The sequence below is a fragment of the Hyphomonas sp. BRH_c22 genome, from assembly GCF_000961795.1.
Lineage (GTDB): Bacteria > Pseudomonadota > Alphaproteobacteria > Caulobacterales > Hyphomonadaceae > Hyphomonas.
Window position 1 is genome coordinate 1 of the sequence record NZ_LADU01000109.1, and the last position, 17,428, is coordinate 17,428.

A 17,428-nucleotide genomic window follows, 5' to 3' on the forward strand; every position below is an offset into this window, starting at 1 on the left:
ATCGCCCAGCAAACGCGCCGCCGGTGGCCAGGCTTCGATCAGCGCGGGCCGGGCGCCTGCGCCCGTGTTCAGTGCGCGGGTTCCGGACGGCCCCTGATACAGGCCCGGCGGGTGGGTTTCGGACGGCTTGACCGTGCCGAAATCAGCGGCTTTCAGCGGCGCCGCATTGGCCCCCGCTGAGGCGAGGCGGCCATAGCCGTCGAGCACCAGTTGCGGTGAATAGGCGCCCTCGGAATCGTTCACGGATTCGCCGCGCCCTGCCGCAATCGACCGGCGCAGCATCTGTTCGAATGTTCCCGAATAAGGCAGGTCCGACCAGTCCGGCCCGGCCGTAATGTGGAACAGGATGAGCGTTCCGCTGCCGCGCGTGTCTGCTGTTACAAGCGGGCTGCCATCGGCAAGCCGCGCCCAGGTCTTTCGGGCAAGGTCCGGCGCAGGCTTGGCGAGAACCTGTTGCCGGATGCGAACGTCCGGCGGAATGGCAAGGCCATCAAACGGGGAAGTGTCAGGGAACCGCGCCATCGCCTGCGGCTCGTCCCAGGCCAGCGCCCCGCCCAGGGCCCGCGATGACCTGCGCAGCGCCACAGGCAGGAGGTCATCGCCCTGCGCGGCAAGGTGCGGCCCGGCAAAGCGGATCAGCGCGCCGCCCTCTTCGACCCATTCTGCGAGCCGCGTCGCGTCATCCGGTTGGATCTGGCCGATATCGGTCAGGATGATTGCATCGGGCGAGGTGGAAACAAGGGCTTCGATATCGCCCTCGGTGATCGAGGCGAAGGGCTCCAGCGCCTTGCGGACATAATGCATGTCGGACAGCAGCGGCTGCGCCACCGAACCCGTATCCACGAGGCCGACCCGGCGCGAGCGATTGGCCGAATCCCAGAGCCAGACCGTGCCTGCGCCCTGGCGGCCCGTCGCCGTGAAGCGCGCGACCCGCGAGAGGGCAGCAGCCGGGATGGAAAAGCTTGCGGCCGTTTCGCGTTCGCCGTCAATGAACACGGCCTCGGCTGTCGCGAGCGCCGATCCATCCAGCGTTAGGGCGGAGACAAAGCTGCGCTCTTCGCCGTGCGGCTGGACCCGGCGCAGCGTCACCGAGACGGAATCGGTCTGCGATGCGATGGACGTGATCGCAGCCGGCCCATTGGGCGGCGCAGCATAGACGGACAGGGGCGCCATGGCCGAAAGCGCGGCGGCAAAGGCGCGCCCGCCTTCATCTTCGATCCCGTCGCTGGCCCAGAAAATGCGCGCCGGTTTCAGGCCTGATGCCTTGAGGCGCGCCAGCGCCTCGGTCCGGTCCGTGCTCCAGGCTTGCGGGCGCAGCGAGGAGAGGCGCTTGGCCATGTCCGTGCGTGACAGGCGCGTGGCCGGATCGGCATTCAGTGTCTGCGGCGCCGTCAGCAGCAGGTGGGTGGCCGCGTCGCGTCCGCCCGTGTCGAGCGTCGCGGTGGCGGAATCGATCAGCTCGCTCCAGCGCGGTGCGGACGGCCAGCCATTGTCGACCACGACCAGCAGCGCGCCGCCTGCGTCAGGCGCTTCATTGCGGGCGCCGGGCGCATAGACAGGTTGCGACAGGCCTGCGATGGCAGCGGCGGCGGCCAGTGTGCGGATCAGCCAGACCCACCACGGCGTGCGGGCCGGCGTTTCCTCTTTCGGCTCGACGCCCTCAAGCAGGCGCAGTGAGGGCAGTTCCACATCCTTGGGCGCGGGCGGCGTCGCGCGCAGCACCCACCAGATGATCGGCAGCGAGATGAGCGCCAGCAGCGCCAGCGGCGCGCCGAACAGGAACGGGCCCAGCGCGGTCATCCGCGTGCCCCGAAACTCTCAAGCGCCATTTTCAGGCGGGCCGCGCCGTGCAGGCTCGGCGTCGCCGTCGTGTGTGTCACGAGGCGCCAGCCGATCTGTGTGGCGAGTTTCAGCAGGGCCTCGCGCTGCTCGGCAAACTTGCGCTTGTATTCGTCGCGCAGGGTCTCGGCGCGCCCGAGGATGCGCTCGCCCAGGTCACCGGGCCGGCGCAGCTTCACGCGGCCCTGGAACGGGAAGTCCAGTTCAATCGGGGCGGCGACTGCCAGCAGCACGCCTTCGGGACACCGCGCAGCAAGCGGTTTGAGGCGCGCCTGCCATTCTGCGATCGGATCATAGAAGTCTGAGGCGATGACCAGCGTCGCCGAGCTGCGCGGCGGCGGCGGGAAGGGGCGGCCTGCGCCATTGGAGATGTCTTCGGCAAGCCGGTCGACCGCGCGTTTGCCGAAGCTGGGCGTGCGGCCGGCGCCGAGGGCGCCAATACGCTCGCCATCCTTCGACATCATCAGGCCGAGCGCCAGCATCAGGAGGCGCGCTTCATCGGCCTTGGTGCGGATATCGCCCTCGCCCTTCCAGTTGAAGCCCGGATGCGGGTCGCACCAGAACAGCACCGTTCGCGCGGTTTCCAGTTCGGTCTCGCGCACGAACAGGTCGCTGCCCTTGGCCGAGCGGCGCCAGTCGACGCGGTCGGCAGCATCTTCCTGCGTATGGCGGCGGTATTGCCAGAACTGTTCGCCCGTGCCCGCGCGGCGGCGCCCGGCGCTGCCGATATGGGCGGCTTCAGAGGCTTCGGCCTTGAAGTTCAGGTTCGGCAGCTGGCGGGCCAGCGCCTCGGCTTCAGCGCGGAGATCGGAGGAGGGGGTCATTCCGGGAAATTCACGCCACCTTCCGCGCGAGGTCGTTGATCAGGTCGGTAAGGCTTGGCGCTTCGCCGGTCGGGTCATAGCGCATGGCCATGCGGTGGCCGAGGGCAGGTTCGGCGAGGGCTTCGACGTCTTCGATGGATGGCGCGAGGCGTCCACGAAGAAGCGCGCGGGACCGGGCGGCGAGCATCAGCGCCTGTCCGGCACGCGGGGAGGGGCCCCAGTCGACGAGGCGCTGCACGCGGGCGTCGCCGGTCTGTTCGGGGCGCGCCTCGCGGATGAGGTTCAGGATGGCTGCTACGATTTTTTCGCCCACGGGCATGCGGCGCACCAGCGCCTGGATCGCCATGAGCTGCGCGGCATCCAGCGCCGGGCGGACGGTGCCTTCGGCCCCGCCGGTCGTCTCGATCAGGATGCGGCGTTCGGTGTCGAGGTCCGGATAGGCGACATCCACTTTCAGCAGGAATCGGTCAAGCTGGGCTTCGGGCAGGGGATAGGTACCTTCCTGCTCGATCGGGTTTTGTGTGGCCAGCACATGAAAGGGCGCCGGCAGGTCGTGGCGCACGCCGGCAACCGTGACATGGCGCTCCTGCATGGCCTGCAGCAGGGCAGACTGGGTGCGCGGGCTGGCGCGGTTGATCTCGTCCGCCATCAGGAGCTGGGTGAAAATCGGGCCCTTGAGGAAGCGGAACGTACGCTGGCCGGCCACGCTCTCGTCCATCACTTCCGAACCGAGAATGTCGGACGGCATCAGGTCCGGCGTGAACTGGATGCGCTGATTCGACAGGCCGAGCGCCGTGCCCATCGCCTCAACGAGGCGCGTCTTGGCGAGGCCCGGCGCGCCGATCAACAGGGCGTGACCGCCCGCGAGCACGGCTGCCAGTGCTAGTTCGATGACGCGTTCCTGCCCGAAGACGGCCTTGCCGATTTCAGCCTTGACCTGGCGCAGGGTCTCGGTCGCCGCCTCGGCCTCGGCAACGATGTCATTCGTATCTACTGCAGTATCGGCCATATAAAGAGCGCCTCCGGCTTCACGTATCTGGTAAACAAACCTATGTCTAAGGCCTCATCATGGCGGAGCGCGACGTGAAATCCAGTCCCGGCAACACAATCAGTCTCGAAGAGACGCTTAAGGCCATTATGCCGGATGGCAAGCTGTCGGGGAAACTGCCGCCCGTGGATTCGTGGAATCCGCAGAAATGTGGCGATATTGATATGGTCATTCGCCGCGACGGCAGCTGGTGGCACGAAGGCGGCCGGATGAACCGCGAGCGCATGGTCAAGATGTTTTCCCGCATCCTGCGCAAGGATGAGGATGGGCTGACCTATCTCGTGACACCCTATGAAAAAGTCGTGGTCGAGGTTGAGGATGCGCCTTTCATTGCGGTGCGCGTCGACCGGGCCGGAGAACCGGGGCCGGATCAGGCGCTCGCCTTCCTCACCAATGTCGGAGACGTCACGGTGGCGGGTCCTGACCGTCCGCTGCGCGTTGAAACCGATAGCGAGACCGGCGAACCGGCGCCCTATGTGCGCGTGCGCGGCCGCCTCGAGGCGAAACTTGCCCGGCCGGTCTTCTATGAACTCGCCGGCATGGCGATTGCCAATCCGGATGGCTCCGATACGCTGGGCGTCTGGAGCCAGGGCGTTTTCTTTCCCATCGGTCCGGCTGCCTGATCATCATGGCATACACCAATCTCGACGACTTCCTGACACGTGCGGCTGCGCGGCTCGACCCGCCGGTCGGCGCGATGAACCTGCAGGAATCCGGCGACATGGACTTCCTCACACCGGAAGAGGTCGCGATCATCCGGCCGGCCGCCGTGCTGATCGGCGTGATCCCGCGCAGGCAAGGCGCCACCGCGCTGCTCACCGTCCGTCCGGTAACCATGTCCACCCATGCCGGCCAGGTTGCCTTCCCGGGTGGCAAGGTGGACCCGCTGGACGTGGATGAAGTGGCCGCTGCCCTGCGCGAGGCCGAGGAAGAAGTTGGCGTCGTACCGGGAGATGTCGATGTGATCGGCAAGGGCGCGCCCTATGTGACCGGCACGCGCTTTCGCATCACGCCGGTCGTGGGTGTGCTGCCGGCTGATTTCGTCGCCGTGCCGGACCCGACCGAAGTGGCAGACGTGTTCGAAACGCCGCTCGATTTCCTGATGAACACGGCCAACCATCAGACGGGCCAGGCGATCTACAAGGGGCAGAATCGCCAGTATTACGAGATGCCGCATAATGGCTATCGGATCTGGGGCGTGACGGCCGGTATTATCCGGCGGCTGTACCAGACCCTGTATGAGGGGGGAGATTAGGGTTTGGTTTGGCGCAGCAAGGGGCCTATCTAAACATATACCTGAATCGGAGGGGACTTTTGGCCGGCAGACTCGTTTTTGAGCTCTTTATCTTCTCGATCCCGTTCCTCGTGTTCGGGCTCTACGTGTTGGTCACGACCAATGCGGAGGAGGAAGGGCGGCGCAAATGGCCGATCCAGATCCTGTTCCTCGTCGGCCTCGCGCTGGCAACGATCGTCTGGTTCGCCTTGATCCTGTTTGAAAAGAAAGAGCGCGATGTCTGCCATGAACCGGCCCGGTTCGAGAATGGCGTGATCATTCCTGCGCGCGACTATCCTTGCGAACAGAACGTGCGCGACGTTGGCGTGCCATTGAGACGGGATCCCGGAATCGTGCCGCAGGGGGCCGATGGTCCGGGCGAGGGGCGCGACCCGTCAGACATCCGGGCGCGTTCTCCCGATACCGAGGCGCCAGACAGCTCCGATGACCCCGATTGAGCGCATTGCACCGCCCTGGCTGAGCCATCCCGGCACGCAGGCCGTCATGGCCGCGCTTGAGGTTGCGCGTCCTGCGGGATCGCGTTTTGTCGGCGGATGCGTGCGCAATGTCTTTCGCGGCACGACGCAGAGCGACGACGATATCGACATTGCCACCCAATTGACGCCGCCAGCTGTGATCGCTGCGCTGGAGGCCGCCGGTATTCGCGCCCTTCCGACGGGCATCGACCACGGCACGATCACGGCCATTTTCGGTCACCGTCCCTTCGAAATCACGACGCTGAGGCGCGATGTCGAGACAGACGGTCGCCGGGCGGTTGTCGCTTTCACTGAAGACTGGGCCGAAGATGCTGCCCGGCGCGATTTTCGCCTGAATGCGCTCTACGCCGATGCCGAAGGCCATGTGGCCGAGCCGATTGCCGGCAGCCTTGCGGATGCCAGGTCCGGCCGCGTGGTCTTCATTGGCGATGCCGACGAACGCCTGCGCGAGGATTACCTGCGCATCCTGCGCTTCTTCCGCTTCAACGCCTGGTATGGCGAAGCCATTGACGGGACGGGCCTTGATGCGTGTGCGCGCCAGAGGCCGGGGCTCCAGAAAATTGCAGCCGAGCGCATCTGGAAGGAATTGAAAAAGCTCCTCGCGGCGCCGGATCCATCCGCCGCCGTGCTGGCCATGGAGGAAAGCGGCGTGCTGGACGAAATCCTGCCTGGCGCACACGCGGATGGCGTGGTCGCACTGTGCGAGGCAGAGCGTCAGGCCGGGCTCCCCGCAGATCCGATGCAGCGGGTGATGGCCATGCTGGCGCGGCGCGGGCGGGAAATGGACGCGGTCGCCCTTCGTCTCAGGCTGTCGAATGAGGAGGCACGCCGCCTGTCTGCATGGGCCAGCGCCGGGATGGACCATGTCCAGGGCCTCGCGCCACGCGACCTGCATGCGGCGATCCATGCCTACGGGCATGAGGCGGTAACCGACCGGGCCGTGCTCGAAGCGGCCCAGACCGAGCAGGCTGGCGGCCTTGCGGCGCGGATTGACGCCATAACAGGCTGGCCACGGCCCGTCTTTCCGATCGGCGGCGACGATGCGCTGGCCATCGGCCTGGCCGGGCCGGATGTCGGCAAGGCGCTGCGGGCGGCTGAGGCGGCCTGGATCGACAGCGATTTCACGCTGGGGCGCGACGCACTCCTTGCCCTGCTCAAGCCTCGGCGTTGACGCCCCACGTGGCCGCCGTGAGGTAGGCCGCAAACATCAGCCAGCCGAGATAGGGAAGCTGCATCAGCGCCGCCGTGCGCGAATACCGGTCGAATTCACGCACGAGCGCAAAGGACAGGATCAGCACGACGGTCATGACGCCGAAAGCCAGCCCGGCATCTGCGAGGCCGAAAAAGGCGAGATTCCAGATCATCTCACCGGCCAGAAGCGTGAAGTAGAGGCCAAGGGCGCTGCTTGCATCGCGGAAACTCCCCGTCTCCTTGGCGACGCGCAATGCTCCGGCCACAACTGCAATCAATGCTACAGGCCACGCAAGAATGACCACGTCGCCGGAGGGCGCTAAAGGCGGTTTGACGAGGCCCGAATACCATTCGCGGGCGGCGTCATCCGCCAGCAAAAGTCCGAGGACGCTGACGAGAACCGCGCTGATCACGATCAGCACGGCGCTCATCCACGGCATGGGATATCGGCGAACCACCATGGCATGAGTGTAAACTCATACAGCCGATCCGTCATGGCAGTTCGTTGATTTCAGGCGGAATTTTGATTCCTGCCTCAAGCCAGGGCAGCCTGAGGCGAGCAGCCGGTTCGGCGCCTTGCGGCCATTTCACTACAGGCGGCATGCTGGACAGGATGCTTGTCACATTGCCGCCGGTCTTCAGGCGCTTTGGTATCCTGGGGCAGCTGTGTTATAACGCATGTGGTTACATATGCTCCCGAAAGGCAACGCCATGACATCGCTTAAAGTCCGCAAGATCGGAAACTCGCTCGGCGTGGTCCTGCCGAAGGAGGTTCTCGAGGCGCTGAAGGTTCAGGAAGGCGATTTCCTGGATGTCACGCGCACCAAGGCCGGTGTGGAACTCACTGTATCGGACGAGGAAGTCGACCGGCTGATGCAGCTTGCCGAGAAGATCATGGAAGACAACCGCGAGGTGCTGCGAGCGCTGGCGAAATGACCGTGCCGGTCTGGCTGCCGCTCGACCTGATCATTCGCCTGCACGACCGCCAGATCGACCTGCATGGCGGCCTCGAAGGATTGCGGGACGAGGGCCTGCTGCAAAGCGCTGTGGCGCGGCCCCTGAATGCCTTCGCCTATGGAGAAACAGATCTTTTCACGCTTGCTTCACTCTATGCGGCGGGGCTGATCCGCAATCATCCTTTTCTCGATGGCAACAAGCGGATCGGGTTCCTTGCTGCGCTCCTGTTCCTGCGCGCGAATGGCTGGGAGATGGCCGCGCCACTGGCCGAACGCCTCGCCTTCACGCTGCAGCATGCCGCGAGCGAGATCGACGAGACGGTCCATGCCGACTGGCTGAGGCGGTCATGCGAGGAAGTGACCTAGGGCCATTTCACCACGGGCGGCATGCTGGACAGGATGCTGGTCACATTGCCGCCGGTCTTCAGGCCGAAGGTCGTGCCTCGGTCGTAGAGCAGGTTGAATTCGACATAGCGTCCTCGCTGGACCAGCTGTTCCTCGCGCTCGGCCTCGCTCCATGGCCGTTTCATCCGGCGGGCCACCAGTTTCGGGTAGATGTCCGCAAACTGACGGCCGACTTCCTGGGTGAAGGCAAAATCGCCGTCCCAATCGCCGGTATTGAAGCGGTCATAGAAGATCCCGCCCGTGCCGCGCGGTTCATTGCGGTGGGGCAGGTGGAAATAGGTGTCGCAGGTATCGCGCATCGCGGCGAAATCGGCGCCGGCATACGAATCGCACGCGGCTTTCATCGCCGCATGGAAATCCACAGAATCTTCGAAGGCCTGGTCGCGCTGGTAGGCGAGAAGGGGATTGAGGTCGCCGCCGCCGCCAAACCAGCTGTCACTGGTTACCAGCATGCGCGTGTTCATGTGCGCTGCGGGCACGTGCGGATTGCGCGGATGGGCGATCAGACTGATGCCGCTGGCCCAGAAATGCCCGCCTGACTGGTCTGCGCCGGGAATCTGCGCCGCGAAGGCCTCTGAAAACGTACCGTGCACAAGGGAAAAGTGCACACCCACCTTCTCGAACACCTTGCCCCGCATCAGGCCCATGCGCCCGCCGCCAAGGTCTTCCGATCCGTCGCCGCGCCGCCACTCGGTCAGTTCGAACCGCCCGGCCGGGCCCTTGTAAAGGGGCGGACTGGCCGCATCCTCGAGCGCCTCAAAGCGGCGGCAAATGTCATCCTGGAGGGATTTGAACCAGGTGCTGGCGCGCGCTTGGCGGGCATTGAGATCGTGATCTGTCATGTGCCTTTTGATGCGCCGTCCGGCTTCCTGCGACAAGCGCGCTGTTGTCACAGGCCACAAGTCAGGATAACGCGCGTCATTAAGTGTTTTACCGGGGCCTCCCGTGTCGCCTTGCCGCAATGTGCAGGGCAGGAGGGCTTGTGTAATACGGGGCCAAGAATCTGCCTTGAAGGACGGGTACAGCGTGACTGATCAAACTGCACATTCCCAGGACGAAGGCGTCGACGAAGATCGCCGCAATTTCATTCACATCGCGACTGGCGCGGTCGCATTCGGCGGCGTCGCTGCCTTTGCCATCGCTGCGGTTGAGCAGTGGAACCCGGCAGCCGATACGCGCGCAGCCTCGTCGCTCGACGTGGACATTTCGAAAGTGCCGCTTGGCGGTGAAATCCGTGTGTTGATCGGCGGCAAGCCCTTCTTCATTCGCCACCGTACGCCGGCCGAGATTTCGGCGGCCGAATCGGTGAATGTGGCGACCCTGCCCGACCCGGAAACCGATGAAGAGCGCCTGCGCCCCATGGCGGACGGCACGTTCAACCGCGCCTTCCTCATCACTTCGGGTGCCTGTACCCACCTTGGCTGCGTCCCGGTTGGTCCGACTCAGGGCAATGTCGGCGCCTATGGCGGCTGGTACTGCCCGTGCCACGGCTCGCAATATGATACGTCCGGCCGGATTCGCAGCGGCCCGGCCCCCACCAATCTCCCGATTCCGAACTACAATTATGTGTCGGAAACCGTGGTCAACATTTCCCTCTAAGGAAGGACATCTCTGATGAGCGGACATGAATCATCCTACACGCCCAATACCGGATTCGAGAAATGGCTCGACGCGCGCCTGCCGATCATTCGCTTTGCGAACGATACGGCAATCAGCTTTCCGACGCCGAAGAACCTGAACTACTGGTACACGTTTGGCGGGATCCTCGCGATCTGCCTCGTCGTCCAGATCCTGACCGGCGTCATCCTGGCCATGCATTATGAAGCCAGTATCGACGGCGCCTTTGCGTCGGTCGAGCGGATCATGCGCGACGTACCTTATGGCTGGCTGCTGCGCTACATCCACTCCAACGGTGCGTCGATGTTCTTCTTTGCGGTCTATATCCACATGTTCCGTGGTCTCTATTATGGGTCGTACAAGGCGCCGCGCGAAGTCCTCTGGATCCTCGGTTGTGTCATCTTCCTGCTCATGATTGCGACGGCCTTCCTCGGCTACATGCTGCCATGGGGCCAGATGTCCTATCACGGCGCCAACGTGATCACGTCGCTGTTCGGCGCCATCCCGCTGGTCGGCGAAAGCCTGCAGACCTGGATTCTCGGCGGGCCGTCCATCGGCAACCAGACGCTGCAGCGTTTCTTCTCGCTGCACTACCTGCTGCCTTTCATGATCGCGGCTGTCGTGATCCTTCACGTCTGGGCCCTGCATGTTCCCGGCAACAACAACCCGACCGGCGTCGAAGTCCAGGACGTGGAAAAGGATACCGTGCCTTTCCACCCCTATTATACGGTCAAGGACGCCTTCGCGATCATGCTGTTCCTGATGCTGTTCGCCGCGTTCGTCTTCTACGCCCCGAACGCGCTCGGCCATGCCGACCAGGCGATCGAAGCCAACCCGCTGGTGACGCCGGCGCACATCGTGCCTGAATGGTACATGCTGCCTTTCTACGCCATCCTGCGCGCCATCACATTCGATATCGGCCCGATCCCTGCCAAGCTCCTCGGCGTGATCGCCATGTTCGCCGCTATCGCGATCCTCTTCGTGCTGCCGTGGCTCGACACGTCGAAGGTGAAATCCATGCGCTACCGCCCGGTGGCCCGCCAACTGTTCTTCGGCTTTGTCGTGGTCTGCCTGCTGCTCGGCTGGTGTGGTGCCAAGTTGCCTGACGCCCCTGTCATCCCGGCGCTTCAGGGCGAGGACATACTGGTCGTCAGCTATACAGAGAACGGTCAGGAAGCGACCAGCGAATACAAGGGCGGTCATGAGGCCTATGTTGACGCGAAACGTTTCATGGACAGCCTGCCGGCCGATTCCACCCCGTCGCTGGCGGCCGTGGCACCCAAGACGTTCCAGTTCAGCCAGCTCTCGCTGATCCTGACCATCCTTTACTTCGGGTACTTCTTCATATTGTTCTTCGTCGGCCTGACCGAGAAGACGAAGGAACTGCCGGAATCCATCCACAAGTCCGTGCTCAAGCGCCACAAGGCGCCGACAGCCACCGCCGTTCCGGCCGAATAGGGAGCCTCGAGGTAGATCCATGAAAGCGTTCCGCATTCTCGCTGCCGGTCTTGCCGGCCTCAGCCTCGCCGCCATGGCGCACGCCGAAGGCGGCGCCGCCGCCCATCCGCATGCACCCGAAGGCGGCTGGTCCTTCGACGGCATTACCGGCCAGTTCGACATGCCATCCGTCCAGCGTGGCTATCAGGTCTATCGCGAGGTCTGCGCGTCCTGCCACTCGATGAAACTGATGAGCTATCGCAATCTCGGCGAGCCGGGCGGGCCGTTCTACGACGCCGACTATCCGAACGCGAACGACAACCCGTTCGTGAAGGCGCTGGCCGCAGACGTTGAAATCCAGAGCCCGACACCGAACGATATCGGCGATTACGATTTCCGCCCTGCAACACCTGCCGACACGTTCCGCTCGCCCTATGCGAACGAGAACGCGGCCCGCGCGGCCAATAATGGCGCTGCGCCGCCTGACCTGTCGGTCATCGTCAAGGCCCGCCACGGCGGCGCCAGCTATGTCTACAGCCTCCTGTCCGGCTATCCGTCTGACGAGGCCATCGGCACCCGCGAAGTGACCCCGGCCCAGGTGACAACACCTGCGTCCGACAATGGCACGCCCGATGATCCGACCGATGATGTCGCCGAAGTCTCGACACCTGCCGTCACGCAGACCGTCATCGACATGTCGGAAGTCCACCTTCCCGGACACAAGGCGGCAGACGGCGACGCGGGCGTTCTGGTCCAGCCTGCAGGCCAGTACTACAATCCGTACATGGCGGGCGACACGACGCCGCAATATGAAGGCGATCCGCGCCACGCACCGGCTGGCGGCTTCCTCGCCATGGGGCCGCAACTGCCACCCGGCCGCGTCACGTTCAATGACGGAACCGAGGCGACAACCGAGCAGATGTCCCACGATGTGGCGCAGTTCCTGGCCTGGGCCAGCGAGCCGAAGCAGACCAATCGCAAGTCGCTCGGCCTGCCGGTCATGATCTATCTCGGTATCCTGACCATTCTCCTGTGGTTTTCCTACAAGCGCATCTGGCGCAAGGTCGAGCACTAGGCCGGATCTGACATTCTGTTGAATTGACGACCCCGCCCGGACTGGTGTCCAGAGGCGGGGTTTTCATTTTAGGACCTGACACATGACCCAATGGACGCTCGGCATTATCGGCGGCTCCGGCCTTTATGAAATTGACGGGCTGGAAGATCGCCGCGAGGCGCACGTCCAGACAGTCTGGGGCGCGCCGTCCGACATGCTCGTGCGCGGGCGAATCGGTCCGGTCGAGCTTGTCTTCCTGCCCCGGCATGGCAAGGGCCACCGCCTCAGCCCGTCGACCGTGCCCTACCGCGCGAACATCGCCGCTCTGAAAGCCGCCGGTGTCACCGATGTGCTTTCGATTTCCGCCTGCGGCAGCCTGAAGGAACAATACGTGCCCGGCCATTTCGTGGCGGTGGACCAGTTCATCGACCGCACCGTGGCGCGTGAGTCCACCTTCTTCGGCCCGGGAATGGTGGCCCATGTCTCGATGGCCCGTCCTGTCTGTTCGCGGCTGTCGGCGTTAGCAGCGGATGCAGCCGAGGGCGCTGGCGCAGCCATTCACAGGGGGGGCACCTATCTCGCCATGGAAGGCCCGCAATTCTCGTCCCTTGCGGAATCGAAGCTGTATCGCCAGTGGGGCTGTGACGTGATCGGCATGACGGCGATGCCTGAGGCCAAGCTCGCCCGCGAAGCGGAACTGCCTTACGCAACCCTTGCCATGGTCACTGATTATGATTGCTGGCGCGAGGCGGAAGAGGCGGTCAACGTGACCAACGTCCTCGAAATCATGGGCCGTAACAGCGCGCTCGCGCGCCGGGCCGTGGTCGAACTGGCGCAGAAGCTGGCCGGCACGTCCCGCACGCCATCGCCCGACGGCATCGACACATGCCTCGACCATGCCCTGATAACCGCTCCGGCCGCCCGCGATCCGGCCATGCTGGAAAAGTTGCAAGTGATTGCAGGCCGCGCACTTGGCGGTTAAGCTTTCCTGACAATTGGCCGGGGGCAAGGCTGTTCAGGCCACGCAGGACAATTGAAGGGGACCTCAGAATGAGCGAGTCGGATTTCTATACGTTTTTTACCGGTGGCCTCGGTCTGCTCGTTGCAGCAGCGCTCATGATCGCCTGGCAGCTCTGGCGGCTGCGTAACGATGAGCGCGATGGGGCCCTGTCGGCGCTTGAAGGCGTCAGCCATGAATTGCGCATCAATCTGCAACGCATGGTCACGGAAGTCGCCCAGATTGCCGCCAATCACGAGGCCGGCCCCGATGCCCTTCTGCCGATCCGCCACCCCCAGCTCGACGGCGTGAATTCGACCATGATCCGGGCCAACCGCAACGCCATCGCCGTTGTCGGCGCCACCTATCAGGAACTCGAAGCCCGCAAGATGGGCCTTCGCGCAACGCTGGCCCAGGGCCGCGATCCGGCAGCCTCGCTGGACGATGCGATGGAGGCGGTCATCAACGGCATTGCCACGCTGTATATGTGGGAAGTCCATGATGGGGCCCGTCCGGCGGACGCCGGCACGGTGCGCAGCTGGCATGTGCGCGACTGGATGAAAGGCCACGGCTTCAGCCAGGACGCCCTGCCGGGCATGTACCTGCGCGATGAAGTGGTGGAACGCCTGCGCGTCTACGGCCTGCACCTGACGCCGCAGCCGCTGACTCATACGGCCCACGAATACTACAATATGCAATATGACCGGACCGCCGACATTCACGGCCCGCTCGGCAGGCGCAAGCCTGCCAAGGCCGCTGAAGCCGACGAGATCGAGGATGAAGACGTTGACGAGCCGGCCGTCGCGAATGGCGGCCCTGTAGCGGCGGAAGCCGACCTGCATTAGTTGCCGCATTGGCGAAAATTGACACTTTCAGGGCATTCCGGATGCCGGGGGAACCATCGCGGACGTGAGGCGTCAGTCTGGCTCTTGTAACGGAGCCTCAATATGAAACGCACGCTGACTGCCACTGTCGCCGCCCTGTCGATCATCACCGCACCCGCCTATACGCAGGTACCGGGCATCGACACGACCACCACTGCCGAAACGGACGCGAGTATCGACATTGCGCCGCCCAGCATGGAAACCGGCGCTGAGATCGTGATTGAGGGTGAGCCCCGGCCTTACCATGCGCTGTCGGTTGAAGCGCGAGGCGATGCAGATCTGCAGACGCCCGAGACCGACATGGATACCGATATCGACCTGGATTCCAGCCTTCCGGTGAGGCCGACCGTCGATACGGATCTGAAAAGTGAATTCGAGCCTGAACCCGAACTCGATATCGATTCGGCGCTCGGCCTGAAAATCACCGATCGGTAACACCGCTCCATTGTATTCGCTGCGTCCGGAGCCACCCCGCCGGACGCTTGCGATCGGCCCGGTTCGCCCCCTTGGGACGGGCCGGGCTTTTTCGTTTCGCAAACAGGGCTAAGGTGTCCTCGGCAATCCTGCACCTGGTTGGAGACACAAGACATGAAACACCTCCTCGCCGCCCTTGTCCTCATCCTGCCCATGACGGCCTGTGCCACCCCGCAGACTGTACCGGTTCCCATTCTCACGCCAGCGCAGGTGGATGCGGAGTCGGCAAGGATTACCGCGCTGCTGGAAGCACAGGATGCGGCCTGGAATCGGGGCGACATCGACGCGTTCATGAAGGGATACTGGCGCTCGCCCGAGCTGCGCTTTGCTTCTGGCGGCAACGTCACGCGCGGCTGGGATGAAACCAATGCACGGTACAAGCGCGTCTATGCCACGCCGGACCTGATGGGGCGCCTCTCGACGTCTGACTACGAGATCGTGATCCTGTCGCCCGATGCCGCGATCGCCCATGGCGCCTGGCGGCTTGACCGGCCGGGCGACCGGCCGTCCGGGCTGTATACCCTTGTGATGCGCAAGATCGGTGGGGAATGGCTGATCGTGTCGGATACGACGACATCAGCCGGCTGAAACCGGATTCCGCGATTGGCATGCGGCGCCATTACGGGCAAAACCTCGCACGGGCGACGCAACCGGTGACGGAGGTCTAGGCATGAAGCAGGCAACACTCGACAATGAAACGAGCAATTCCGTACTCGAGCGCGAAATCGAGCGTCCCTGGTTTCGCAATTTCATTACCATCCTGATCGTCATCAATGCCGCGGTGCTCGGCATCCTGACCTATCATGCGAGCCTGCCGCCGGGCCTTGTCCGCGCACTGGAAGTGTTCGATGTCGCCGTAACCTGGCTGTTCGCGACTGAAATCCTGTTGAAACTCGTCGTCTACAGGTTCCAGTTCTTCAGGTCCGGCTGGAACTGGTTCGATTTCGTCGTCATCGGCGTGGCCATGATCCCCGGCAGTTCGGCGTTCAGCGTGCTGCGCGCCATGCGTGTCCTGCGCGTACTGCGCCTCTTGCACATTGTTCCGGTCATGAAGCGCATCACCGAGGCCCTGATGAAGGCGCTTCCCGGCATGGGCGCCATATTCGCCGTTCTGGCCCTGGTCACCTATGTCGGCGCCGTCATGGCCACCAATCTGTTCGGCGATACGTCGGATCCCGACGTCGAGCTCCTGTTCGGCGACCTGCCGAAATCGGCCTATTCCCTGTTCCAGGTCATGACGATGGATGGCTGGCGCTTCGAAGTCGTCCAGAAAGTCATCGATGACGGCAATCCCTATGCCTGGATTTTCTTCATCATCTTCATCTTCATCGCCAGTTTCGCCATCCTCAACCTGTTCATCGCCCTGGTTGTGGACGCCCTGGCATCAGAACAAAAAGCGCTTCTGGAAGAGGGGCTCGAGGAGATCGAGGAGGAGATCGAGGGGGAACTTGAAGATGCCCATGCCCAGCGCAACGAAATATTGAAGACGATGAACGCAATGCGCGCCGAGATTGCAGAGCTGAAACAGCTGGTGAGTGCACGTCAGGGGTGATCGGTCGCGCCATGCCTGCCGGTTCCTTCACGCACTTGTCACCATGCCTCACTCACATCTGGCGGAATACCTGCTATAAGCGCCCAAGATGAGTCTGTGGACACGACTGCTTGAGGGCGGCAACCGCCCGTTTGAACCGGATTCGTTGGCCGAACCGGCAATGGACGGTATCGAGTGTGCGCCTGATCCCAATGATGTCGGGTTTACCGCTGCGGTTGTCGGGCTGGGGGCCAAGCTTGCAATGGCCGATGGCGCCGTCACCGATCAGGAAATCATGGTCTTCTCGCGCGTTTTCCGCGCCGCACCGGAAGACGCCGACAATGTCCGCCGCGTCTTCAACATCGCCCGCCAGACCGTCCGCGGCTATGAAAGCTATGCCCGGCGCATCGGCCGCAAATACAGGAACCGGCCCTGCCTGCTCGAAGGCGTGCTGGACGGGCTGTTCCAGATTGCCGGCGCTGACGGCGTGGTGACGGATGCAGAGATGCAGTTCCTCAGGAATGTCAGCCAGGCGTTCGGCTTCAGCGAGAGCACATTCCGGCGCATCCGTGCCAGCCATCTCGGGCCGGAGCGGGATGATCCCTACCAGATACTCGGCGTGCCGCATGATGCAGAATTCAAGTCGATCCGGGCGGCCTATCGCCAGCTGATGTCCGACAATCACCCCGACCGCGTCGTGCAGATGGGGGCGCCGCGCGAATTCGAGACGGCTGCCCACGCCAAGGCGGCGGCAATCACGGCGGCCTATGCCCAGATTCGCACCGAGCGCGGCCTCCTAGTCAGGCCGGACTAGGTTGTGGACTCATAAGCGCGTGTCCAGAGTCTGACAGAAGCGATAGCGACGGCGGCGAGGTAGTTTCTGGCGAGTTTGTCGAATCGGGTTGCGATGCGCCTGAAATGCTTGAGTTTGTTGAAGTATCGCTCGACCAGATTGCGCTGGCTGTAGATGGCTCTGTTGACGGAGCGCTGGGCCTTGCGGTTGCGCTGGGTGGGGATATGCGCCTCGGCCCCGCGTGATCGTATCTGCTCGACCAGCGAGAGCGCATCATACCCGCGATCAGCCACGACATGGGCGGCCGTCTTCAGGCTGTCGACAAGGGCAGGCGCGGCGGCCTTGTCGGAGGCTTGACCGGCCGTCAGGGACAGGCGGATCGGCAGGCCCGCCTCATCAACCACGGCATGGATCTTGGTGCTCAGTCCCCCACGAGAGAGACCGATGGCGTTATCCGGGCCCCCTTTTTTCCGCCTGCGGCGTGCTGGTGGGCCCGGATGATCGAACTGTCGATGAAGGCCATAGATTCGGGAGATCGCTCCGCCAAGGCATTGAAAACATTGAGCCAGACGCCTGCCTTCGCCCATCTGTTGAAGCGATTGTACACC

General features: G+C 63.7%; 21 protein-coding genes. 15 read left to right on the forward strand and 6 right to left on the reverse strand.

Translation table 11 applies throughout. The features are described 5' to 3' along the window. The 3 genes from VR74_RS15195 to VR74_RS15205 all read right to left on the reverse strand — a co-directional run. Positions 1–1,800 (reverse strand): BatA domain-containing protein (locus tag VR74_RS15195; RefSeq protein ID WP_045698253.1); only part of this gene is annotated, 1,800 nt, incomplete at its 3' end. Continuing rightward, the gene (locus VR74_RS15200; RefSeq protein ID WP_045698255.1) at positions 1,797–2,663 is read right to left on the reverse strand and encodes a DUF58 domain-containing protein; all 867 of its coding nucleotides are present in this window, start codon (positions 2,661–2,663) and stop codon (positions 1,797–1,799) included. The genes VR74_RS15195 and VR74_RS15200, both read right to left, overlap by 4 nt. A 10-nt stretch (positions 2,664–2,673) precedes the next feature. Then, positions 2,674–3,672, reverse strand: a complete 999-nt coding sequence (locus VR74_RS15205; RefSeq protein ID WP_045698257.1) for a MoxR family ATPase — start codon at positions 3,670–3,672, stop codon at positions 2,674–2,676. A gap of 59 nt (positions 3,673–3,731) precedes the next feature. Here VR74_RS15205 and VR74_RS15210 point away from each other — a divergent pair, with 59 nt between their 5' ends. From VR74_RS15210 to VR74_RS15225, 4 genes are read left to right on the forward strand one after another with little or no spacing between them, the layout of a single operon-like run. Beyond that, a complete protein-coding gene (locus tag VR74_RS15210) occupies positions 3,732–4,334 on the forward strand; it encodes a DUF1285 domain-containing protein (protein WP_045698258.1) in 603 nt (200 codons plus the stop codon). A gap of 5 nt (positions 4,335–4,339) precedes the next feature. After that, positions 4,340–4,966 (forward strand): CoA pyrophosphatase, encoded by a 627-nt coding sequence (locus tag VR74_RS15215; protein ID WP_045698260.1) that lies wholly within the window; start codon positions 4,340–4,342, stop codon positions 4,964–4,966. A 59-nt stretch (positions 4,967–5,025) separates the two neighbouring features. Then, a complete protein-coding gene (locus VR74_RS15220; RefSeq protein WP_045698262.1) occupies positions 5,026–5,442 on the forward strand; it encodes a DUF6111 family protein in 417 nt (138 codons plus the stop codon). Next, the gene (locus VR74_RS15225; protein ID WP_045698264.1) at positions 5,429–6,652 is read left to right on the forward strand and encodes a CCA tRNA nucleotidyltransferase; all 1,224 of its coding nucleotides are present in this window, start codon (positions 5,429–5,431) and stop codon (positions 6,650–6,652) included. Before VR74_RS15220 ends, VR74_RS15225 begins: the two co-directional genes overlap by 14 nt. Here VR74_RS15225 and VR74_RS21170 read toward each other — a convergent pair. Then, the gene (locus VR74_RS21170) at positions 6,636–7,112 is read right to left on the reverse strand and encodes a TspO/MBR family protein (RefSeq protein ID WP_299950782.1); all 477 of its coding nucleotides are present in this window, start codon (positions 7,110–7,112) and stop codon (positions 6,636–6,638) included. The two genes, VR74_RS15225 and VR74_RS21170, sit on opposite strands and share 17 nt — an antisense overlap. Before the next feature lie 271 nt (positions 7,113–7,383). On the opposite strand from VR74_RS21170, the gene VR74_RS15235 reads away from it, so the two are divergent. Together VR74_RS15235 and VR74_RS15240 are read left to right on the forward strand one after the other, a co-directional pair. Further along, entirely contained in the window at positions 7,384–7,608 is a 225-nt protein-coding gene (locus tag VR74_RS15235) for an AbrB/MazE/SpoVT family DNA-binding domain-containing protein (RefSeq protein WP_045698283.1), read from the forward strand. After that, on the forward strand, positions 7,605–7,994 hold the full coding sequence (locus VR74_RS15240; RefSeq protein ID WP_045698265.1) for a type II toxin-antitoxin system death-on-curing family toxin: 390 nt from the start codon (positions 7,605–7,607) through the stop codon (positions 7,992–7,994). Before VR74_RS15235 ends, VR74_RS15240 begins: the two co-directional genes overlap by 4 nt. Here the strand turns inward: VR74_RS15240 and hemF are convergent. Next, complete coding sequence (gene hemF, locus VR74_RS15245) at positions 7,991–8,875, reverse strand: oxygen-dependent coproporphyrinogen oxidase (protein WP_045698266.1); 885 nt, start codon at positions 8,873–8,875, stop codon at positions 7,991–7,993. The genes VR74_RS15240 and hemF overlap by 4 nt on opposite strands. A gap of 184 nt (positions 8,876–9,059) precedes the next feature. On the opposite strand from hemF, the gene petA reads away from it, so the two are divergent. The 9 genes from petA to VR74_RS15290 all read left to right on the forward strand — a co-directional run bounded on the left by petA (position 9,060) and on the right by VR74_RS15290 (position 16,841). Further along, entirely contained in the window at positions 9,060–9,632 is a 573-nt protein-coding gene (petA, locus tag VR74_RS15250) for a ubiquinol-cytochrome c reductase iron-sulfur subunit (RefSeq protein WP_045698285.1), read from the forward strand. 15 nt (positions 9,633–9,647) lie between these two features. Then, positions 9,648–11,108 carry a cytochrome b N-terminal domain-containing protein gene (locus tag VR74_RS15255; RefSeq protein ID WP_045698268.1) on the forward strand — a complete coding sequence of 487 codons (1,461 nt, stop codon included), beginning with the start codon at positions 9,648–9,650 and terminating at the stop codon, positions 11,106–11,108. A 19-nt stretch (positions 11,109–11,127) separates the two neighbouring features. Then, on the forward strand, positions 11,128–12,162 hold the full coding sequence (locus VR74_RS15260) for a cytochrome c1 (RefSeq protein WP_045698270.1): 1,035 nt from the start codon (positions 11,128–11,130) through the stop codon (positions 12,160–12,162). Between the two features lie 82 nt (positions 12,163–12,244). Continuing rightward, positions 12,245–13,123 carry an S-methyl-5'-thioadenosine phosphorylase gene (locus tag VR74_RS15265; RefSeq protein ID WP_045698272.1) on the forward strand — a complete coding sequence of 293 codons (879 nt, stop codon included), beginning with the start codon at positions 12,245–12,247 and terminating at the stop codon, positions 13,121–13,123. A 68-nt stretch (positions 13,124–13,191) separates the two neighbouring features. After that, positions 13,192–13,983 (forward strand): hypothetical protein, encoded by a 792-nt coding sequence (locus VR74_RS15270; protein WP_045698273.1) that lies wholly within the window; start codon positions 13,192–13,194, stop codon positions 13,981–13,983. A gap of 102 nt (positions 13,984–14,085) precedes the next feature. Continuing rightward, complete coding sequence (locus tag VR74_RS15275; RefSeq protein ID WP_045698275.1) at positions 14,086–14,457, forward strand: hypothetical protein; 372 nt, start codon at positions 14,086–14,088, stop codon at positions 14,455–14,457. A gap of 153 nt (positions 14,458–14,610) precedes the next feature. Then, complete coding sequence (locus VR74_RS15280) at positions 14,611–15,084, forward strand: nuclear transport factor 2 family protein (RefSeq protein WP_299950785.1); 474 nt, start codon at positions 14,611–14,613, stop codon at positions 15,082–15,084. Positions 15,085–15,166: 82 nt separating this feature from the next. After that, on the forward strand, positions 15,167–16,048 hold the full coding sequence (locus VR74_RS15285; RefSeq protein WP_045698277.1) for an ion transporter: 882 nt from the start codon (positions 15,167–15,169) through the stop codon (positions 16,046–16,048). 88 nt (positions 16,049–16,136) lie between these two features. Beyond that, positions 16,137–16,841, forward strand: a complete 705-nt coding sequence (locus VR74_RS15290) for a molecular chaperone DjiA (protein WP_045698279.1) — start codon at positions 16,137–16,139, stop codon at positions 16,839–16,841. On the opposite strand, the gene VR74_RS15295 is transcribed toward VR74_RS15290, so the two are convergent. Further along, the gene (locus tag VR74_RS15295; protein ID WP_299949534.1) at positions 16,838–17,407 is read right to left on the reverse strand and encodes an IS5 family transposase; all 570 of its coding nucleotides are present in this window, start codon (positions 17,405–17,407) and stop codon (positions 16,838–16,840) included. The two genes, VR74_RS15290 and VR74_RS15295, sit on opposite strands and share 4 nt — an antisense overlap. Positions 17,408–17,428: the final 21 nt, after the last annotated feature.